A 19,760-nucleotide genomic window follows, 5' to 3' on the forward strand; every position below is an offset into this window, starting at 1 on the left:
ATCAGCCGATCCAGCGGCGCGCGTTACGGAACACGCGCAGCCACGGGCTCGCTTCACCCCAGCTTTCCGGGTGCCAGCTCATCGCGACCGTGCGATGCACGCGCTCCATGTGCGGCATCAGCACCGAGAAGCGCCCGTCGGCCGTCGTGACCGACGTGATGCCGGCCGGCGAGCCGTTCGGGTTGAACGGATAACGCTCGGTCGCTTCGCCACGGTGGTCGACGAACCGCATCGAAACCGCGACGCGATCGATGTCGCCCTGTTGCGAGAAGTCCGCATAACCTTCGCCGTGCGCGACCGCGACCGGAATCCGCGAGCCTTCCATCCCCGCGAAGAAGATCGACGGCGACTTTTCCACTTCGACGAACGAGAAGCGCGCCTCGAACTGCTCGGACTTGTTGCGCGTGAACTTCGGCCACGCTTCCGCACCCGGAATCATCGACGCGAGGCTCGACATCATCTGGCAGCCGTTGCAGATACCGAGCGCGAACGTGTCGGGACGCGCGAAGAATGCCGAGAACATGTCGGCGAGGTTCGCGTTGAAGCGAACCGTCTTCGCCCAGCCTTCGCCCGCGCCCAGCACGTCGCCGTACGAGAAGCCGCCGCACGCGACCGCGCCCGCGAAATCGGCGAGCGTTGCGCGACCCGCGAGCAGATCGCTCATGTGCACGTCGTGCGCATCGAAGCCCGCGCGGTCGAACGCGTAGGCCGTTTCCAGATGCGAGTTCACACCTTGCTCACGCAGGATCGCAACGCGCGGGCGGGCGCCCGTCGCGATGAACGGCGCGGCGATGTCGTCGGCCGGATCGAAGCTCAGCACCGGCGAGATGCCCGGATCGGCCGCGTCGAGCAGCGCGTCGTATTCGGCGTCCGCGCAGGCGGGGTTGTCGCGCAGGCGCGCGATACGCCAGCTCACTTCGCCCCACGCGCGATGGAGTTCGGTGCGCGGTGCGTCGAAGATCTTCTTCGCGTCGCGGTACACCTCGATCACGTCGCGGTCGTTGACCGCGCCGATCACGTGCGAGCACGCCGACAGGCCGAATTCGCGCAGCGCGCCGAGCACCGCGTCGCGGTCGGCCGTGCGCACCTGCACGACGGCACCGAGTTCCTCGGAGAACAGCGCGCGCAGCGTGCGATCGTCGCGACGGCCGCTCGTCTGCTTCGCCCAGTCCTTCGCGTCGCCGTAGTCGGATTCGTGATTCGGGTCGAGCGTCAGCATGTCGACGTTCAGCGACACGCCCGCGTGGCCCGCGAACGCCATTTCGCACACCGTCGCCCACAGGCCGCCGTCCGAGCGATCGTGGTACGCGAGCAGCTTGTCCTGCGCATTGAGCGACTGGATCGCGTTGAAGAAGCGCTTCAGGTCTTCCGCGTCGTCGACGTCCGGCGTCGTGTCGCCGACCTGCTGCGTGACCTGCGCGAAGATGCTGCCGCCCATCCGGTTCTTGCCGCGGCCGAGATCGATCGCGATCAGCACGCTGTCGCCTGCGTCGGCGACGCGGCGCAGTTGCGGCGTCAGGTGCCGGCGCACGTCCTCGACCGGCGCGAACGCGGAGATGATCAGCGACACCGGCGAAACCACTTCCTTCGCGACGCCCTGCTCGTCCCACTTCGTCTTCATCGACAGCGAGTCCTTGCCGACCGGGATGCCGATCCCGAGCGCCGGGCACAGCTCCATGCCGATCGCCTTGACCGTGTCGAACAGCGCGGCGTCCTCGCCGGCCGTGCCGCACGCGGCCATCCAGTTCGCCGACAGCTTCAGCTTGTCGAGCGACGCGATCGGCGCGCTCGCGATGTTCGTGATCGCCTCGCCGACCGCCATGCGGCCCGATGCCGGTGCGTCGATCACCGCGAGCGGCGTGCGCTCGGCCATCGTCATCGCTTCGCCCTTGAAGCCCGCATAGTCGAGCGCGGTAATCGCGCAGTCGGCCACCGGCACCTGCCACGGGCCGACCATCTGGTCGCGCACCGACGTGCCGCCGACCGAACGGTCGCCGATCGTGATCAGGAACGACTTGCTGCCGACCGTCGGGTGCTTCAGCACGTCGACCGCGACTTCCGACAGCGCGATGCCCGTCACGTCGACCGGCGCGCGCTCGGTCGCGACCCGCGCGACGTCGCGGTGCATGCGCGGCGGCTTGCCGAGCAGCACTTCCATCGGCATGTCGACCGGGTATTCGTCGGTGCCCGTCGCTTCGTCATCGACGAGCTGCAACTGGCGCTCGTCGGTCGCGACACCGACCACCGCGAACGGGCAGCGCTCGCGTGCACAGATCGCTTCGAAACGCGGCAGGTCGGCCGGCGCGATCGCGAGCACGTAGCGCTCCTGCGCCTCGTTCGACCAGATTTCGCGCGGCGACAGGCCCGATTCCTCGAGCGCGACCTTGCGCAGTTCGAAGCGGGCGCCCTTGCCCGCGCCGTCGACGATCTCGGGGAACGCGTTCGACAGGCCGCCCGCACCGACGTCGTGGATGCTCAGGATCGGGTTTTCCGCGCCGAGCTGCCAGCAGCCGTTGATCACTTCCTGCGCGCGACGCTCGATTTCGGGGTTGCCGCGCTGCACCGAGTCGAAGTCGAGTTCGGCCGTATTCGCGCCGGTCGCCATCGAGCTCGCCGCGCCGCCGCCCATCCCGATCCGCATGCCGGGGCCGCCGATCTGGATCAGCAGCGAGCCGGCCGGCACGTCGTGCTTGTGCGTGTGCTGGTCGGCGATGTTGCCGAGGCCGCCCGCGATCATGATCGGCTTGTGATAACCGCGCACCTGGCCGTCGACGTTCTGCTCGTACACGCGGAAGTAGCCGCCGAGGTTCGGGCGGCCGAATTCATTGTTGAACGCGGCGCCGCCGAGCGGGCCGTCGATCATGATCTGCAGCGGCGACGCGATGCGGTCCGGACGGCCGTACGGGCCGTGCGCGTCATTCGGGTTGCGCTCGCCGACCGGCTGTGCCGCGTCGCGCGCGTTTTCCCACGACTGGCGTGCGTCGGGCAGGTCGAGGTTCGATACGGTGAAGCCCGTGAGGCCGGCCTTCGGACGCGCACCGCGGCCCGTCGCGCCTTCGTCGCGGATCTCGCCGCCCGCGCCGGTCGCCGCGCCCGGGAACGGCGAGATCGCCGTCGGGTGGTTGTGCGTCTCGACCTTCATCAGCGTGTGCGTGAGCTCGGTGTGGCGGCCGTACCGCTCGCCCGGCTCGCCGGCCGCGCCCGCGTTGCGCGGGAACCAGCGTTCGGCCTCGGCGCCGACCATGATCGACGAGTTGTCCGAATACGCGACGATCGTGCCTTGCGGGTTCAGCTTCTCGGTGTTGCGGATCATCGCGAACAGCGACATGTCCTGCGCTTCGCCGTCGATCGTCCACTGCGCGTTGAAGATCTTGTGGCGGCAGTGCTCGCTGTTCGCCTGCGCGAACATCATCAATTCGACGTCGGTCGGGTTGCGTTCGAGCTTGCGGAACGCGTCGACCAGGTAGTCGATCTCGTCGTCGGCGAGCGCGAGGCCCAGCTCGACGTTCGCGCGCTCCAGCGCGCCGCGGCCGACGCCCAGCACGTCGACGCTCGCGAGCGGCTTGGCCGGCAGTTCGTCGAACAGGTGCTTCGCATCGTCGCGCGCGGCGACCACGCTTTCGGTCATCCGGTCATGCAGCGCGGCCACGACGGCCGTGCGCGCGTCGTCGGACAGCGCCTTCTTGCCGCCGAGCAGGCCCGACTTCAGCGTGACCGTGAATTCGACGCCGCGCTCGATGCGGCGCACGTGCGTAAGGCCGCAGTGCTGCGCGATGTCGGTCGCCTTGCTCGCCCACGGCGAAACCGTGCCGAAGCGCGGCAGCACGACGAAGGTCTCGGCCGTCCCCTTCTCGGCCGCCGGCTCGAACGGCGCGCCGTAGTGCATCAGCGCATCGATACGCGCGCTGTCGTCGGCCGACAGCGGTTCGGCCGCATTGACGAAGTGCAGGAACTGCCCGCGCACCGCGACGATGTTGGCGTCGATTTGCCTGAGCGTGTCGAGCAGACGGGTTTGACGGAAATCGGAGAGGGCCGAAGCGCCGGGAAAACACGAGAAGTGAGCCATGGGCTGGACTGACGTCGATGAGTCGCGCGAGGTGGCGACGTGGGGCGAAAGAAGGCCGTAATTATACCCGGAAGTCGGTCGCCCAAGACCGGCCGATCGGTAGCCCGCATGCACCGCAACGGTGCCCCGGTGTGCGCCGCGCACGGCCCGCCCGCCGGGCCGGCCCGCGCGGACGCGACAGCCGGCGGCCACGGAGCGGCCGCACGGAACGCGCTCGCCCGACGCCGGCTCCCGCGATTTTGGCGCTATCATTCCGGGTTCACCGGGCCGGAGCCCTCAGCGAATTCTCACCGGGCGGCGTGCGCGCCGCCCGTCATCGAAGCAATCCATGGATGTCATCGTCATCGGCGGCGGAATCAGCGGCGTCGCCACCGCCTACCAGTTGCGCGCGGCCGGCCACCGCGTGTGCGTGATCGAACGCCACGCGACCGTCGCGCAGGGCGCGACCTACGGCGACGGCGGCGCCTTGCTGCCGAGCCCGCTCGACGTCTGGTTCGGCCCGACCTTCATGCGCCAGCGCCAGCCGCGCGACAGCGGCATCGTCTACAAGCCGGGCTTCAACGGCGGCGTGCGCCGCTTCGTCAAGCAGCTCGGCACGCTGCGCGAGCCCGACGCGTTCGCCGCGCAGTACGCACGGCTGCGCCCGCTGATCGACGCGTCGCGCGACATGCTCGCCGACATCGAGGCGCGCCTCGAACTCGAATTCGAGCAGAAGCCCGGCATCCTGCATGTCGTGCGCGATCCGCGCGACTGGGAAGCGATGCAGCCCGCGCTCGACCTGCTGCGCACGCTCGACCAGCCGTATCGCACGCTGAGCGCCGACGAATGCGCGGCGCTCGAGCCGTCGGTGCCGGCCGAGCCCGGTTTCGCCGGCGGCGTGCTGCTCGAAACCGAGCGCACCGGGAACTGCCCGCTGTTCGCGAAACTGGTCAAGCAGACGCTCGACGAGCACGGCGTGCAGTTCCGCTTCGGCGCGGACGTCGCCGCGATCCGTGTCGACACCGGCCGCGCCGCGGTTGAGCTCGTACCGACCGGCGACCGGCACGCGTCGAACGCGCGCGAGGTCGACGTGATTTCCGCCGATGCGATCGTGGTCGCCGCCGGCGCCGGCAGCCTGCCGCTGCTCGACCGGCTCGGCTGGCGCCTGCCGCTGCACCCGGTGCGCGTCCACACGCTCACCGCACCGGTTGCGTACGAAGAACACGCGCCGCACCTGAGCGTCGTCGACTCGATCAAGCGAATCTCGATCACGCGTACCCACCAACGACTGCGCGTCGGCGGCGCCGGCGTGCTGCAGAGCCTGCCCGACACCGCGAAGCCGCTTGCCGAGCCGCTGTCCGAGGCGGCGCTCGCGCTGCTCGGCCAAGCCGTCCACGACTGGGTGCCCGGTGCCGCCAGGATCTCGGCCGCGCTGTCGTGGCAAGGCACGCAACTGCTGTCGCCGGACGGCCTGCCGGTCGTGGGTCCGACCCCGCATCCGCGCGTGTTCGTCAATTTCGGGCACGGTCCGGCTGGCTGGGGGCTCGCGTGCGGGTCTGCTAAAGTGGTGACCGACTATCTGGGCGGCGACGTGCAGCACTGGCCCGCCGACACGCTCGCCGCGCTGCGCGCCGGGCGCTTCACGACCTGACCGCCGCGGGCCCGTCCCGGGCGGCCATCCTTGCCAGCCGCCACGACCCCGCGATGACCGTTACCCGCCCGTTTCCCGATTCCGATCCGATCGCGCTGCTGCGCGTCGCCGACCTGCGCGCGGCCGAAGCCGACGCGAGCGCGGCGCTGCCGCCGCACACGCTGATGGGCCGCGCGGGCGCCGCCGCCGCGCGCTGGCTGTCCGAGCGCGTCGCCGGCGACGACCGCCCCGTGTGGTTCGCGGTCGGCCCCGGCAACAACGGCGGCGACGCGCTGGTGGCCGCCGCGCACCTCCAGCAGCTCGGCGTCGCGACGCAGGCATGGATGCCGGTGCCGGTCAGGCCGGACGACGCGCAATGGGCGCTCGGCCTCGCGCGCACGGCCGGCGTGCCGCTGTCGGCCGCGCCACCCGCATCGCTGGACGGTTATGCGTGGGTCGTCGACGGGCTGTTCGGCATCGGTCTCGGCCGCGCGCTCGACGGTGCGTTCGCCGAGCAGGCCGCGCGCATCGCCGCGCATGCGCGCAGCGGCGGCCGCGTGCTCGCGCTCGACGTGCCGAGCGGGCTCGACAGCGATACGGGCCGAATCGTCGGCGCGGGCGCAGCCGTCGCGGCTACCCACACGCTCACCTTCATCGGCGCGAAACCGGGCCTCTATACGGGCGACGGCCGCGACCTCGCCGGCGAGATCGAGATCGCGTCGCTCGACGTCGCGCCGTCCGCCGCGCCGGCCATCGTGTTGAATGCACCCGCGCGGTTCGCCACGGCCCTGCCCGCGCGCGCGTTCGCGTCCCACAAGGGCACGTTCGGCAGCCTGGCGGTGCTCGGCGGCGACACGGGCATGTGCGGCGCGCCGATCCTGGCCGCGCGCGCCGCGCTGTTCGCGGGCGCCGGCAAGGTGCACATCGGTTTCCTCGGCACCGGCGCGCCGCCATACGACCCGCCGTTCCCCGAACTGATGCTGCATCCGGCCGACGGCCTCGATCTCGACGCGATGACCGCGATCGCGGCCGGCTGCGGCCTCGGCACGCGCGAGGCCGCGGCGACGCTCGTGCGCGACGCGCTCGCGCACGACGCCGCGACGCTGCTCGATGCCGACGCACTGAACCTCGTCGCAACGCACGCGGACCTCGCGGCCGCCGTCGCCACGCGCGGCGCGCGCGGCAATGCGTGCGTGCTGACGCCGCATCCGCTCGAGGCCGCGCGGCTGCTCGGCAGCGACACGGCGACCGTGCAGCATGATCGCGTCGCGGCCGCGCAGGCGCTCGCCGCGCGCTACGCAGCGATCGTCGTGCTGAAAGGCTCGGGCACGGTGATTGCGGCGCCCGACGGCCGCGTGACGATCAATCCGACCGGCAACGCAGCACTCGCCACCGGCGGCACCGGCGACGTGCTCGGCGGCCTGATCGGCGCATGGCTCGCGCAGCGCGTCACACCGTACGAAGCGGCGCTCGCGGGCGTCTACCTGCACGGCCTCGCGGCCGACACGCTGACCGCGCACGGCACCGGCCCGGCCGGGCTCACCGCGGGCGAGCTTGCGCCGATGGTGCGCACGCTGGTCAATCGCCTTTTTTATGCGTCGCCGCGCGCCGACACGTAACGCCGCTATACTGACTGCCCCGCCGCACGGCGGGCCTTCTCGTCCGCCGGCTTTCCGATCCCGATGAGCCGGCGCGGCATTCCTCCCGATTCACGCTTCACTCGAACCGTCATGACGCTGAATTCGCTCCCCGCCTGGACCGCCCTTCAATCCCACTTCGAACAGATCCGCCACGCCCGGCTGCGCGACTGGTTCGCGCCCGAAAACGATCGCGCGCCGACCCGCGCCGAACGCTTCACGATCCCGGGCGGCGGTCTCGCGGCCGATCTCTCGAAGAACCGCATCACTGACGAAACGCTGCGCCTGCTGGTGCAGCTCGCACGCGACGCCGGCGTCGAAGCGCGCCGCGACGCGATGTTCGCGGGCGAGATCGTGAACCCGACCGAAGGCCGTGCCGCGTTGCATACCGCGCTGCGCGCGACCGATCCGCAAGCGCCGTTCCACGCGCAGGTGAGCGCCGAGCGCGCGAAGATGGCGACCTTCGCACGTGCGGTGCGCAGCGGCGCCTGGACCGGCTACACGGGCAAGCGCATCCGCCACGTGATCAACATCGGCATCGGCGGTTCCGATCTCGGGCCGAAGATGGTCGTGCATGCGCTGCACCACGTCGCGACGCCCGACATCTCGACCCACTTCGTGTCGAACGTCGACGGCGCCGATCTCGCGCGCGTGCTCGAACAGGTCGATCCGGAGGAAACGCTCGCGATCATCGTGTCGAAGACCTTCACGACGCTCGAGACGATGACGAACGCACGCTCGCTGCGCGACTGGTTCGTCGCGCGCGGCTGCCCCGAGGACGCGCTCGCGAAGCACTTCGTCGGCGTGTCGGCGAACCCGGCCGAAGTCGTGAAGTTCGGCATCGCCGCGGAAAACGTGTTCGAAATGTGGGATTGGGTCGGCGGCCGTTATTCGCTGTGGTCGGCGGTCGGGCTGTCGATCATGATCGCGATCGGCCCCGAACAGTTCGATGAGCTGCTGGCCGGCGCGAACGACATGGATCGCCATTTCCGCGAAGCGCCGCTCGAGCGCAACCTGCCGGTGCTGCTCGGCATGATCGGCATCTGGTACCGGAATTTCTTCGGCTCGCAGAGCTATCTCGTCGCGCCGTATTCGGAAGCGCTGCACTACCTGCCGTCGTACCTGCAGCAGCTCGAAATGGAGAGCAACGGCAAATCCGCGCGCCTGGACGGCACCTTCGTCGATTACCCGACCTCGGCCGTCACGTGGGGCGAGCCGGGCACCAACGGCCAGCATGCGTTCTTCCAGATGCTGCACCAGGGGCCGACGATCGTGCCGATCGACTTCATCGCGGTGCTGACGCCCGAGCACGCGCTCGCGAGCCATCATCCTAAGCTGCTCGCGAACTGCTTCGCGCAGAGCGAGGCACTGATGCTCGGCCGCACGCTCGAAGAAGCGCGCAAGGTCGCCGGGCCCGGCAAGGAGGCGCTCGCGCCGCACCTGACGTTCCCGGGCAACCGCCCGACCACGACGCTGCTCGTCGATGCGCTGACGCCGCGCACGCTCGGCGCGCTGATCGCGCTTTACGAGCACAAGGTGCTCGTGCAGGCGACGGTGTGGGACATCAACCCGTTCGACCAGTGGGGCGTCGAGCTCGGCAAGATTCTCGGCAAGGTCGTCGAAGCCGACCTGTCGGCCGAGTCGCTCGATCCCGCGAAGCACGACTCGTCGACCACGGCGCTGATCGAGCGCGCCCGCGCGGCGCTCAAGCGCTGACGCTACCGCGTCATGCCCATGCCGGCCGCGCAGTCCGACCTGCGCGGCCGGCAAAAAAATTCAGGCGCCGCGCTGCGCCGCGTGCGGCGCGACGATGTGCCCGGCGTCGAGCGTCACGGTCGTCGCGCAGCGGCGCGCGAGTTCGGCATCGTGCGTGACGAGCACGAGCGTCGCCCCGTGCGTGCGGTTCAGTTCGAACATCAGGTCGATGACCGCATGGCCCGTCGCCGCGTCGAGGCTGCCGGTCGGTTCGTCGGCAAACAGGATCGCCGGGCGCGTGACGAAGGCACGCGCGAGCGCGACGCGCTGCTGCTCGCCGCCCGACAGCAGTTTCGGATAATGCGCGGTGCGTTCGCCGAGACCGACCTGCACGAGCAGCGCCCGTGCGCGGTCGGCCGCGTCGCGCGCACTGATGCCGCCCTGCAGTTCAAGCGGCAGCATCACGTTCTCGAGCGCCGTCAGGTGCGGCATCAGCTGGAACGACTGGAACACGAACCCGACCGCGCCGTTGCGCAGCGCGGCGCGCTCGTCCTCGTCGAGCTGGTCGAGCGCGCGGCCGAGCAGGCGAACCGTGCCGCTCGTCGCGCTGTCCAACCCCGCAAGCAGGCCGAGCAACGTCGATTTGCCCGACCCCGATGCGCCGACGATCGCAAGGCTGCTGCCCGGCCGCACGGCGAGCGTGATGCCGTCGAGAATCGTCAACTCGCCCGTTGCGTCGGCGACCCGTTTGCACACGTCATGGACTTCGATGATCGGATCGGTAATCTTGAACATGGACACGACATTTCGCTGGAAAAGGCGCGCGGCGGTCGCCGCGCTGCTGGGTACCCTGCTGGCCGCCACCGCGCCTGCACACGCGGTGACGGCGCCGGCACCGACATCGGGCCAGCCTGTGATCGTCGTGCTCGGCGACAGCCTGTCGGCCGAATACGGGCTGCCGCGCGACACGGGCTGGGTTGCATTGCTTCGGCAACGGCTCACGACCGAGCGAATCGATTATAGCGTCGCGAACGCCAGCGTCAGCGGCGATACCACGAGCGGTGGCCGGGCGCGGCTGCCCGCGGTGCTGCAGCGGCTCAAGCCGTCGATCGTCGTCGTCGAGCTCGGTTCGAACGACGCGCTGCGCGGCGTGCCGCTCGCGACGACCGAGCAGAACCTGCGCGACATCATCGCCGGCGCGCGGCAAGCCCAGGCGAAGGTCGTGCTGGTCGGCATGTACGTGCCGCCCAACTACGGGCCCGACTACACGCAGAAATTCCACGCGGTCTATACGCGGCTGTCGAAGGATCTCGGTGTGCCGCTCGTGCCGTTCCTGCTGGCCGGCATCGAGAACAAGCCCGAGATGTTCCAGTCCGACCAGATGCATCCCGCGCAGCAGGCGCAGGGCATCCTGCTCGACAACGTATGGCCAGCGCTGAAGCCGCTGCTCGGCAAGCCGCGCGGCTGACCACTCAGCCTTTCGGCAAAACAAAAAGCCCCGCTCGAAGCGGGGCTTTTTGTTGTTGCGTGCGAAACGATGCTCAGTTGTCGCCGTCTTGCGACTGGCTGGTCGTCGTACCGTACAGCTTCACCTTCGAACGATCGCGCAGCGCGGTGAGATACGCCTCGCCTTCGCTCTGCGCATCGACCTGCGCCATCTGCTGCTGCGCGGCCGCCAGTTGCTGCGGATCGACCGCCGAACCCGGGATCACCGCGTTCACGCGGTAGATCGCGTAGCCGTCCGCGCCGAGATCGACACCGACGTAAGCCGGCAGTGTCTTCGCATCGACCTTGTAGACGGCGCTCAGCGCAGCCGGCGTCAGGCCCTGCGACTGCGTGCGCGACACCTTCTGCGCGGGCGTGAAGCCGTCGGCCGACTTCGACTTCTGCAGTTGGGCGAGCTTCGCCACGCCGTCCTTCTTCGCGAGTTCCGCGGCCTGCTCGGCGACGACCTTCTGGCGCACGGCGTCCTTGATCGTGTCGAGCGCCGGCACGGCAGCCGGCTTGTACTCGGTCACGCGTGCCGAGATCAGCGTGTTGTTGCCGATGTCGATCGCTTGCGTGTTGTTCTGGTTCTTCACCGCGTCGTTCGCGAACACGGCGGCCAGGAACTTCGGATTGTTCAGCGGGCTCGTCGGCGGCAGTTGCGGATTCGGCGTCGGCGTGACGGTGGCCGTCTGGATCGTCAGCTTGTACTTGTCCGCGGCCGGCTGCAGCGTCTTCGCCTTTTCATAGACGGTCGACGTGAAGCCTTCCGCGTTGTCCGAGAACGCCTTCGATGCGTACTGCTGCTTCAGTTCGGCCGCGATCTGATCCTTCACGTCCGCGAACGGCTTGACGGCCGCCGGCTTCACTTCGGTCGCCTTCAGGATGTGGAAACCGAGATCCGACTGCACGACACCGCTCACGTCGCCCTGCTTGAGCGCGAACGCGGCATCGTCGAACGCCTTGCCGCCCGCCGTCGAGCCGCGCGTGATGAAGCCGAGGTCGCCGCCCTTCGCTGCCGACGGCGCGTCCTGCGAGCTCTTCTGCGCGATTTGCGCGAACTGATCCGGATGCGCCTTCACGTCCGCGAGCACTTGCTCGGCCTTCGTCTTCGCGGCGGCCTTGTCGGCCGCGCTTGCGCTGTTCGCCGCGGCGAAGAAGATGTGGCTGACGCGAACCTGCGCTTCGGTACGGAAGTGCGTCGGATTGTCGTCGTAGAATTTCTTGACGTCCGCATCGGTCGGCTGCGCGCTCGCGGCCGCTGCGGCCGGCGAATAGACGAGGTACTGGATCGTCGCCGTCTCCGGCGTCGCGAAGCTTTGCTTGTGCGCGTCATAGTACGCGGCGAGCTGTGCGTCGGTCGGCTGGACCTTCGATGCGAAGTCGCTCGTCTTCAGCACGAGCGCCTGCACTTCGCGCTGCTGCGCGGCCAGTTCGGACAGATGCTGCGCGAGGCTCTTCGGCGTGAACGCGCTCGACACGATGCTGGCCGGAATCTGCTGCAGCGAGAGGCTGTAGCGCACGCGCTCCTGGTACTGCTCGGGCGTCATCCCCTGGAACGACAGCAGTTGCGCATAACGCTCGACATCGATCGAACCGTCGGGCTTCTTCAGCGACGCGATCATCGGGTCGCTCATCAGCGCTTCGCGCACGGCATTGTCGGAGGCGGTCAGGTGCAGACGCTGCGTCTCGTCGGCCAGCACGCGTTGCTGGATCAGGCCGTCGAGCACCTGCTTGCGATGGTCGGGCGTATCGAACATCTTGATGTCGAACTGCCCGCCGAGCGCCTGACGCGCCTGGTCGATCTGCTGGCGGAACGCGCCGTCGAATTCGACCCGCGTGATCTTGTGCCCGTTGACTGCCGCGACGTTCGCACTATCGTCGAAGAAGCCGCGGAAACCTTGGATCCCGACGAAACCCAGCCCCGGCAACACGATCAGGAGCAGGAGCGCCATCATCAGGCGCTGGTGATTACGGAAGAAATCGAGCATGCGTGACGGGAAAATTGGACAAAACGTCCGATATTACAACATACGGGGTGGGACGGGAGAAAAGCAGACGTGGTACGCGTGGGCGCAACCGGAAACGCAAATGAAAAAGCCCGCACAAGGCGGGCTTCTTCATTTTTTTGGCGGAGCGGACGGGACTCGCCTACATCCCGCAGGCCGCGGTTGCGCTTGCAAGCGCAACCCTTCGAGTCCCGCCGGAAGCCGCGCAGGCGGCTTCCTCCACTTCGCAGTCACACGCACGCCAGCGTGCGCAACGAGAGACGCAAATGAAGAAGCCCGCACAAGGCGGGCTTCTTCATTTTTTTGGCGGAGCGGACGGGACTCGAACCCGCGACCCCCGGCGTGACAGGCCGGTATTCTAACCGACTGAACTACCGCTCCTTGGTCTGGCTGAATCAGGAAACTGGTGGGTGCTGAGGGGTTCGAACCCCCGACCTACGCCTTGTAAGGGCGCCGCTCTACCAGCTGAGCTAAGCACCCGTTCCCGATTCGTTCTGGCTGCGATCTGCGTTTCCGCATCAACAACCAGCGAGCCCGCAAGTTTAATTCATCCCCGATCATTTTGCCAAGCCTGGATGCGAATTTTTTTCTGCGGCGCCCGCGCGCGATTTCGACACGCATAAAAAAACCCGCGGACACGCCGCGGGTTTCGTGAACAACCGTCAGGAACGACGGCGTTCAGGGTCTCAGTGCTTGACGACTTCCGTCGAGCCGGCATCCTTCGCCGCCTCGCCGACCGGCGCCGCTGCCTTCGCTTCTTCTTCCGGCGGCAGCGGAGTCGGCGAACGCTCGAGCGCGAGCTCCAGCACCTTGTCGATCCAGCGGACCGGCACGATCTCGATCGCGTTCTTCACGTTGTCCGGAATGTCCGCGAGATCCTTCACGTTCTCTTCCGGAATCAGCACGAGCTTGATGCCACCGCGATGCGCGGCAAGCAGCTTTTCCTTCAGCCCGCCGATCGGCAGCACTTCGCCACGCAACGTGATTTCGCCCGTCATCGCGACATCGGCACGCACGGGGATACCCGTCAGCACCGACACCAGCGCGGTCGTCATCGCACCGCCGGCGGACGGACCGTCCTTCGGCGTCGCGCCTTCCGGCACGTGGATGTGGATGTCCTGCTTCTCGAACGCTTCGTCCTTGATGCCCAGACGGCGCGAACGCGAGCGCACGACCGAACGTGCAGCCTCGACCGACTCCTTCATCACGTCGCCGAGCGAACCCGTGCGGATCACGTTGCCCTTGCCCGGCATCACCGCGGCTTCGATCGTCAGCAGGTCGCCGCCGACTTCCGTCCACGCGAGGCCCGTCACCTGACCGACCTGGTTTTCCTTCGCCGCGAGGCCGAAGTCGTACTTGCGCACGCCGAGGAACGTATCGAGGTTCTCGCCATCGACCTTGATCGCGCCCGATGCCTTCTTCAGCAGCAGCATCTTCACGACCTTGCGGCAGATCTTCGACACTTCCCGCTCGAGCGAACGCACACCGGCTTCACGCGTGTAGTAGCGGATGATGTCGCGGATCGCCTGTTCGGTGACGTCGATCTCGCCTTCCTTCAGCCCGTTGTTCTTCTTCTGCTTCGGCAGCAGGTAACGCTGGGCAATGCTGACCTTCTCGTCTTCCGTGTAGCCCGACAGACGGATCACTTCCATCCGGTCGAGCAGCGGCGGCGGGATGTTCAGCGAGTTCGACGTCGCGACGAACATCACGTCCGACAGGTCGAAGTCGACCTCGATGTAGTGGTCGGCGAACGTGTGGTTCTGTTCCGGATCCAGCACTTCAAGCAGCGCCGACGACGGATCGCCGCGGAAATCCATGCCCATCTTGTCGACTTCGTCGAGCAGGAAAAGCGGATTGCGCACGCCGACCTTCGCGAGGCTTTGCAGGATCTTGCCCGGCATCGAACCGATATACGTGCGGCGGTGGCCGCGGATCTCGGCTTCGTCACGCACGCCGCCAAGCGCCATCCGGACGAACTTGCGGTTCGTCGCACGGGCGATCGACTGGCCGAGCGAGGTCTTGCCGACACCCGGAGGCCCGACGAGGCACAGGATCGGTGCCTTGACCTTGTCGACGCGCTGTTGCACCGCGAGGTACTCGAGGATCCGTTCCTTGACCTTCTCGAGGCCGAAGTGATCCTCGTCGAGCACCTGCTCGGCGTTCGACAGATCGTTGTTGACCTTGCTCTTCTTGCGCCACGGCAGGCCGATCAGCGTGTCGATGTAGTTGCGCACGACGGTGGCTTCCGCCGACATCGGCGACATCAGCTTCAGCTTCTTCAGCTCGGCGTCGGCCTTCTTCTTCGCTTCCTTCGGCATGCGCGCGGCGTTGATGCGCTTCTCGAGTTCCTCGAGATCCGCACCTTCTTCACCTTCGCCCAGTTCCTTCTGGATCGCCTTGACCTGTTCGTTCAGGTAGTACTCGCGCTGGCTCTTTTCCATCTGGCGCTTCACGCGCCCGCGGATGCGCTTTTCGACCTGCAGGATGTCGATCTCGGCTTCGAGCTGCGCGAGCAGATGCTCGAGGCGCTCGATGACCGGGAACATCTCGAGGATGTGCTGCTTCTGGTCGAGCTTCAGCGGCAGGCGCTCGGCGATCATGTCGGCGAGACGGCCTGCTTCATCGATGCCCGACAGCGACGTGAGGATCTCCGGCGGGATCTTCTTGTTCAGCTTCACGTACTGGTCGAACTGCGACACGATCGCGCGGCGCAGCGCTTCCGTTTCAGCGCTGTCGGCATGATCGGGCTCGAGCGGCATCACGTCGCAGGAGAATTGCGTCTCCTGTTCTTCGATCGACAACGCCTTCGCGCGCTGCAGGCCCTCGACGAGCACCTTCACGGTGCCGTCCGGCAGCTTCAGCATCTGCAGAATGTTGGCGATACAACCGACCTCGTACATGTCCTTTTCGGTCGGTTCGTCCTTGGCCGCGGTTTTCTGGGCGACGAGCATGATGTGCTTGCCGCCTTCCATCGCTGCTTCGAGGGCCTTGATCGATTTCGGCCGGCCCACGAAGAGCGGAATCACCATGTGCGGGAAAACGACGACGTCCCGCAGCGGCAGCAGCGGGAGCGTGATGCGTTCCGGCGGGAGAAGTTGGGTGCCTGACATTTCATTTCCCCATGAGTGGAATCAATTGTTCGGTAATTGAGGCCGCCACAACGAATTGCAAGCCTTCAAGTGCGGGAAATATTCGGTAAGAAAGTAACCACCGCGTGTCGAGTCAGAGTTACCCACAAGATAAACGAAAAAAAGCCGCCCACGGTCTCATGAACGGCCTTTTTCGCAGAACATCGTCGGCAAGCCGGTCAGTTCGAACCCGCCACCTTCGGCGTGTCCTCGTAGATCAGCAAAGGCTTGCCGTCGCCCTCGATGACGTTCTCGTCGATGATGACCTTGCTGACCCCTTTCATCGTCGGCAGTTCGTACATCACGTCGAGCAGCGCCTGTTCGATGATCGAACGCAAACCGCGCGCGCCGGTCTTGCGGCGGATCGCCTTGCGGGCAACCGCCTGCAGCGCGCCCGGCCGAATTTCCAGCTCGACGCGCTCCATCGCGAACAGCTTGTGATACTGCTTCACGAGCGCGTTCTTCGGCTCGACCAGGATCTTCATCAGCGCGGCTTCATCGAGCTTGCCGAGCGTCGCGACCACCGGCAGACGGCCGATCAATTCGGGGATCAGACCGAATTTGATCAGGTCTTCCGGTTCCGTTTCGCGCAGCACTTCGCCCGCGTCGCGTTCCTGCTTGCTCTTGACCGTCGCGCCGAAGCCGATGCCGGTTTTCTCGGTACGATCGGTGATCACCTTTTCGAGACCGTCGAACGCGCCGCCGCAGATGAACAGGATGTTGGTCGTGTCGACCTGGATGAAATCCTGGTTCGGGTGCTTGCGGCCGCCCTGCGGCGGCACCGACGCCATCGTGCCCTCGACGAGCTTCAGCAGTGCCTGCTGGACACCCTCGCCCGACACGTCGCGCGTGATCGACGGGTTGTCCGACTTGCGGCTGATCTTGTCGATTTCGTCGATGTAGACGATCCCGCGCTGGGCCTTGTCGACCTCGTAGTTGCAGTTCTGCAACAGCTTCTGGATGATGTTCTCGACGTCCTCGCCGACGTAGCCGGCTTCGGTCAGCGTCGTCGCATCGGCGATCACGAACGGCACGTTGAGCAACCGCGCGAGCGTCTGCGCGAGCAGCGTCTTGCCGGAGCCCGTCGGGCCGATCAGCAGGATGTTGCTCTTCGACAGCTCGACGTCGTCCTTCTTGTCGAGATGCTTCAGGCGCTTGTAGTGGTTGTACACGGCCACCGCGAGGATTTTCTTCGCGCGCTCCTGGCCGATCACGTACTGATCGAGGATGTCGCGAATTTCCTGCGGGCTCGGCAGATCCGACCGGGACAGGCTGGCCTCGACGCCGGCGGCAGCCGCCTCGTCGCGAATGATCTCGTTGCAGAGGTCGATACATTCATCGCAGATGAACACCGACGGGCCCGCGATGAGTTTTTTCACCTCATGCTGGCTTTTCCCGCAAAACGAGCAATACAACAGCTTCTCGCTGTTCGAACCTTTTTTGTCCGCCATGAATGTAGAGCCTCCGGACAGGTAAATGACATGATACGCCGAATGCTCCGAACGCCGCGCCTAGGGCGCGACCGGAGCGGGCCGAATGCGCTTGCCGCAGATGCTCGGGGCGTGCGGGATATCGCCGGGGCGCCGCGCGAATCGGGGCGGCACCCCACTTAAATTCACGGGCGCTTCAGGAGCACCTGATCGATCAGCCCGTACGCCTTCGCGTCTTCGCTCGACATGAAGTTATCACGGTCGGTGTCGCGCGCGATGCGCTCGACGTCCTGGCCCGTGTGCTGCGCGAGCAACTGGTTCAGCCGCTCCTTCAGGTAGAGGATTTCGCGCGCCTGGATCTCGATGTCGGATGCCTGGCCACGTGCGCCGCCGAGCGGCTGGTGAATCATCACGCGCGAGTTCGGCAGCGCGAAACGCTTGCCCTTCGCACCCGACGCGAGCAGGAACGCGCCCATGCTGGCCGCGAGCCCCATGCACAGCGTCGACACGTCCGGCTTGATGAACTGCATCGTGTCGTAGATCGCCATGCCGGCCGACACCGACCCGCCCGGGCTGTTGATGTAGAGGCTGATGTCCTTGTCGGGATTCTCGCTCTCGAGGAACAGCAATTGCGCGACCACGAGGTTGGCGGTCTGGTCGTTCACTTCGCCGACCATGAACACCAGGCGCTCCTTCAGGAGACGCGAATAGATATCGTACGAACGCTCGCCGCGGCCGCTCGTTTCGACGACGATCGGCACCAGCCCCAGTGCTTGAGCCTCGAAACCCTGCGGCGCGTTCGAAGCAAGCATGTCCAGCAATTCAGCGCGAGTGATCATTCAATGAACCTTGTTCGAATGGAAAATTGAACGGAAGGAAGCCGCCCGCTCAATCGCCATATTAATGGCAACCGTGCGCTTGACGTAAAAACGGCGTGCGGGCCGTCGCTCCGACAGCCGGCACGCCGCTAGAGCGACACTTACGCTTGCGCCGATGCGCTCGCGAGTGCCTCGAAGCTCACTTCCTTGTCCGTCACCTTCGCCTTGCCCAGCACGAAATCGACGACGTTGCTTTCAACGACGAACGCTTCCATCTCGGCGAGGCGCTGCTGGTTGGAATAATACCAGCGGACCACTTCCTTCGGGTCTTCGTAGCTCTTGGCGAACTCGTCGACTTCCGCGCGGATCTGTTCCGGCTTCGCTTCGAGGTTGTTCGACTTCACGAGCTCGGCCAGCACGAGGCCCAGCTTCACGCGGCGCTCGGCCTGCTCGGCGAACATCTCGGCCGGGATCGGTGCGTCCTTCGCGTTCGGCACGCCGCGCTGCGCCAGATCCTGGCGAGCCATTTCGACGAGGCGTTGCTGGTCCTGCTCGATCAGCGCCTTCGGCACGTCGAGTTCGGAGATCTTCAGCAGCGCGTCCATCACCTGGTTCTTGACGATGGATTGCGTGCGGCGCTTCGCTTCGCGCTCGAGGTTTTCCTTGATCTCGCCGCGCATCTTCGTGAGGTCGCCGTCTTCGATGCCGAGCGACTTCGCGAATTCGCCGTCGATTTCCGGCAGGTGCGGCCACTCGATCTTCTTCATCGTGACCGTGAATTGCGCGGTCTTGCCTGCCACGTCAGCGCCGTGGTAGTCGTCCGGGAACTTCAGGTCGAACGTGCGCGCTTCGCCGGCCTTCAGGCCCAGCGCCGCGGTTTCGAATTCCGGCAGCATGCGGCCTTCGCCGAGCACGAACGGGAAATCTTCAGCGGTGCCGCCCTGGAACGCGACGTCGTCGATCTTGCCGACGAAGTCGACCGTCACGCGGTCGCCGTTCTTGGCTGCGGTGTCCGCACCGCCGTCGCCGTGGTCGCCGGCTTCGCCGCGTGCGTGGAAGTGCACGCGCTGCTTGCGCAGGATGTCCAGCGTACGGTCGATTTCGGCGTCGCCGATCGACGTCGTCGAGCGCTCGACTTCAGCCGTCGCCAGATCGCCGATCTTCACTTCCGGGTAGACCTCGAACGTCGCGTCGAACGCGTACGCATCTTCAGCCTGCTCTTGCTTCGGCTCGAAGCTCGGCTGGCCGGCGACGCGCAGGTTTTCCGCGCGGCTGATCGTGAAGAATTCCTGGCCGATCTTGTCGCTCAGCACTTCCGCCTCGACCTGACCCGCGTACTGTTGCGCGACCATCTTCAGCGGCACCTTGCCCGGGCGGAAACCCGGCATGCGCACGGTCTTCGCGAGTTTCTGGATACGGGTGTCGATTTCCTTCTGCACGGTGTCTTTCGGCAGGGAAATCGTCACGCGGCGTTCAAGCTTGCCGAGGTTCTCAACAACGTTAGCCATGGCTTCAATCGTCCTAAAATTATTCGAGCGAATCGGGTTTTCCTTGCCGTGCCTGCCTGCGGCATTGCATACGCCGCGCCGGAGCGCCACGCCATCCCTGCACGTGCCGAATGGCTAGCGCAAGCGGCTCGGAGCACGGCTTTGGCCGGAAGAATCGACTATTCTAGCAAACAATTTTCCTCACACCGCCAGATCGGCGCGACGCGCATGCGTCCCCGCCGTGTCGGCAACCCGTTGCACGGCAATGCGCGCGGATCGCCGCTATGCCGAACGCCGTATCCACCACGGGCCCGCCATCCTGTAAGCTCCGATTGAGGGTGAGGCGCCGTCGCGCCCCCATTATTCTTCACACCAATCACGCCTTCCGGAGACACC

11 protein-coding genes and 2 tRNA genes are annotated in these 19,760 nt (G+C 66.6%); 4 read left to right on the forward strand and 9 right to left on the reverse strand.

Annotated elements, in window-relative coordinates; all coding sequences use genetic code 11:
• Position 1 precedes the first annotated feature (1 nt).
• On the reverse strand, positions 2-4,066 hold the full coding sequence (gene purL / locus H3H55_RS10525) for a phosphoribosylformylglycinamidine synthase (protein ID WP_193098556.1): 4,065 nt from the start codon (positions 4,064-4,066) through the stop codon (positions 2-4).
• Positions 4,067-4,394: 328 nt separating this feature from the next.
• On the opposite strand from purL, the gene H3H55_RS10530 reads away from it, so the two are divergent.
• From H3H55_RS10530 to pgi, 3 genes are all read left to right on the forward strand, one after another.
• Positions 4,395-5,696, forward strand: a complete 1,302-nt coding sequence (locus H3H55_RS10530; protein ID WP_193098557.1) for an FAD-dependent oxidoreductase — start codon at positions 4,395-4,397, stop codon at positions 5,694-5,696.
• A 53-nt stretch (positions 5,697-5,749) separates the two neighbouring features.
• Positions 5,750-7,294 (forward strand): NAD(P)H-hydrate dehydratase, encoded by a 1,545-nt coding sequence (locus H3H55_RS10535; protein WP_193098558.1) that lies wholly within the window; start codon positions 5,750-5,752, stop codon positions 7,292-7,294.
• A gap of 111 nt (positions 7,295-7,405) precedes the next feature.
• Entirely contained in the window at positions 7,406-9,028 is a 1,623-nt protein-coding gene (gene pgi, locus H3H55_RS10540) for a glucose-6-phosphate isomerase (protein WP_193098559.1), read from the forward strand.
• A gap of 60 nt (positions 9,029-9,088) precedes the next feature.
• Here the strand turns inward: pgi and H3H55_RS10545 are convergent, their stop codons facing one another.
• Complete coding sequence (locus H3H55_RS10545) at positions 9,089-9,802, reverse strand: ABC transporter ATP-binding protein (RefSeq protein ID WP_129512345.1); 714 nt, start codon at positions 9,800-9,802, stop codon at positions 9,089-9,091.
• On the opposite strand from H3H55_RS10545, the gene H3H55_RS10550 reads away from it, so the two are divergent.
• Positions 9,801-10,475 (forward strand): arylesterase, encoded by a 675-nt coding sequence (locus H3H55_RS10550; protein WP_129512346.1) that lies wholly within the window; start codon positions 9,801-9,803, stop codon positions 10,473-10,475. The two genes, H3H55_RS10545 and H3H55_RS10550, sit on opposite strands and share 2 nt — an antisense overlap.
• Before the next feature lie 73 nt (positions 10,476-10,548).
• Here H3H55_RS10550 and H3H55_RS10555 read toward each other — a convergent pair whose 3' ends face one another.
• From H3H55_RS10555 to tig, 7 genes are all read right to left on the reverse strand, one after another.
• Positions 10,549-12,483 (reverse strand): SurA N-terminal domain-containing protein, encoded by a 1,935-nt coding sequence (locus H3H55_RS10555; RefSeq protein WP_193098560.1) that lies wholly within the window; start codon positions 12,481-12,483, stop codon positions 10,549-10,551.
• A 322-nt stretch (positions 12,484-12,805) separates the two neighbouring features.
• A tRNA-Asp gene (locus H3H55_RS10560) sits at positions 12,806-12,882 on the reverse strand.
• A gap of 23 nt (positions 12,883-12,905) precedes the next feature.
• A tRNA-Val gene (locus H3H55_RS10565) sits at positions 12,906-12,981 on the reverse strand.
• A 206-nt stretch (positions 12,982-13,187) separates the two neighbouring features.
• Positions 13,188-15,611 (reverse strand): endopeptidase La, encoded by a 2,424-nt coding sequence (gene lon / locus H3H55_RS10570; protein WP_048248492.1) that lies wholly within the window; start codon positions 15,609-15,611, stop codon positions 13,188-13,190.
• A 197-nt stretch (positions 15,612-15,808) separates the two neighbouring features.
• Positions 15,809-17,080, reverse strand: coding sequence for an ATP-dependent Clp protease ATP-binding subunit ClpX (clpX, locus tag H3H55_RS10575; protein WP_048248493.1), 1,272 nt, complete (start codon positions 17,078-17,080; stop codon positions 15,809-15,811).
• A gap of 164 nt (positions 17,081-17,244) precedes the next feature.
• Positions 17,245-17,898, reverse strand: a complete 654-nt coding sequence (clpP, locus tag H3H55_RS10580; protein ID WP_010092137.1) for an ATP-dependent Clp endopeptidase proteolytic subunit ClpP — start codon at positions 17,896-17,898, stop codon at positions 17,245-17,247.
• A gap of 140 nt (positions 17,899-18,038) precedes the next feature.
• Positions 18,039-19,385, reverse strand: a complete 1,347-nt coding sequence (gene tig / locus H3H55_RS10585; RefSeq protein WP_129512348.1) for a trigger factor — start codon at positions 19,383-19,385, stop codon at positions 18,039-18,041.
• Positions 19,386-19,760 lie beyond the last annotated feature (375 nt).

It is taken from the genome of Burkholderia sp. Z1 (genome assembly GCF_014893795.1).
GTDB classification, from domain to species: Bacteria; Pseudomonadota; Gammaproteobacteria; order Burkholderiales; family Burkholderiaceae; genus Burkholderia; species Burkholderia theae.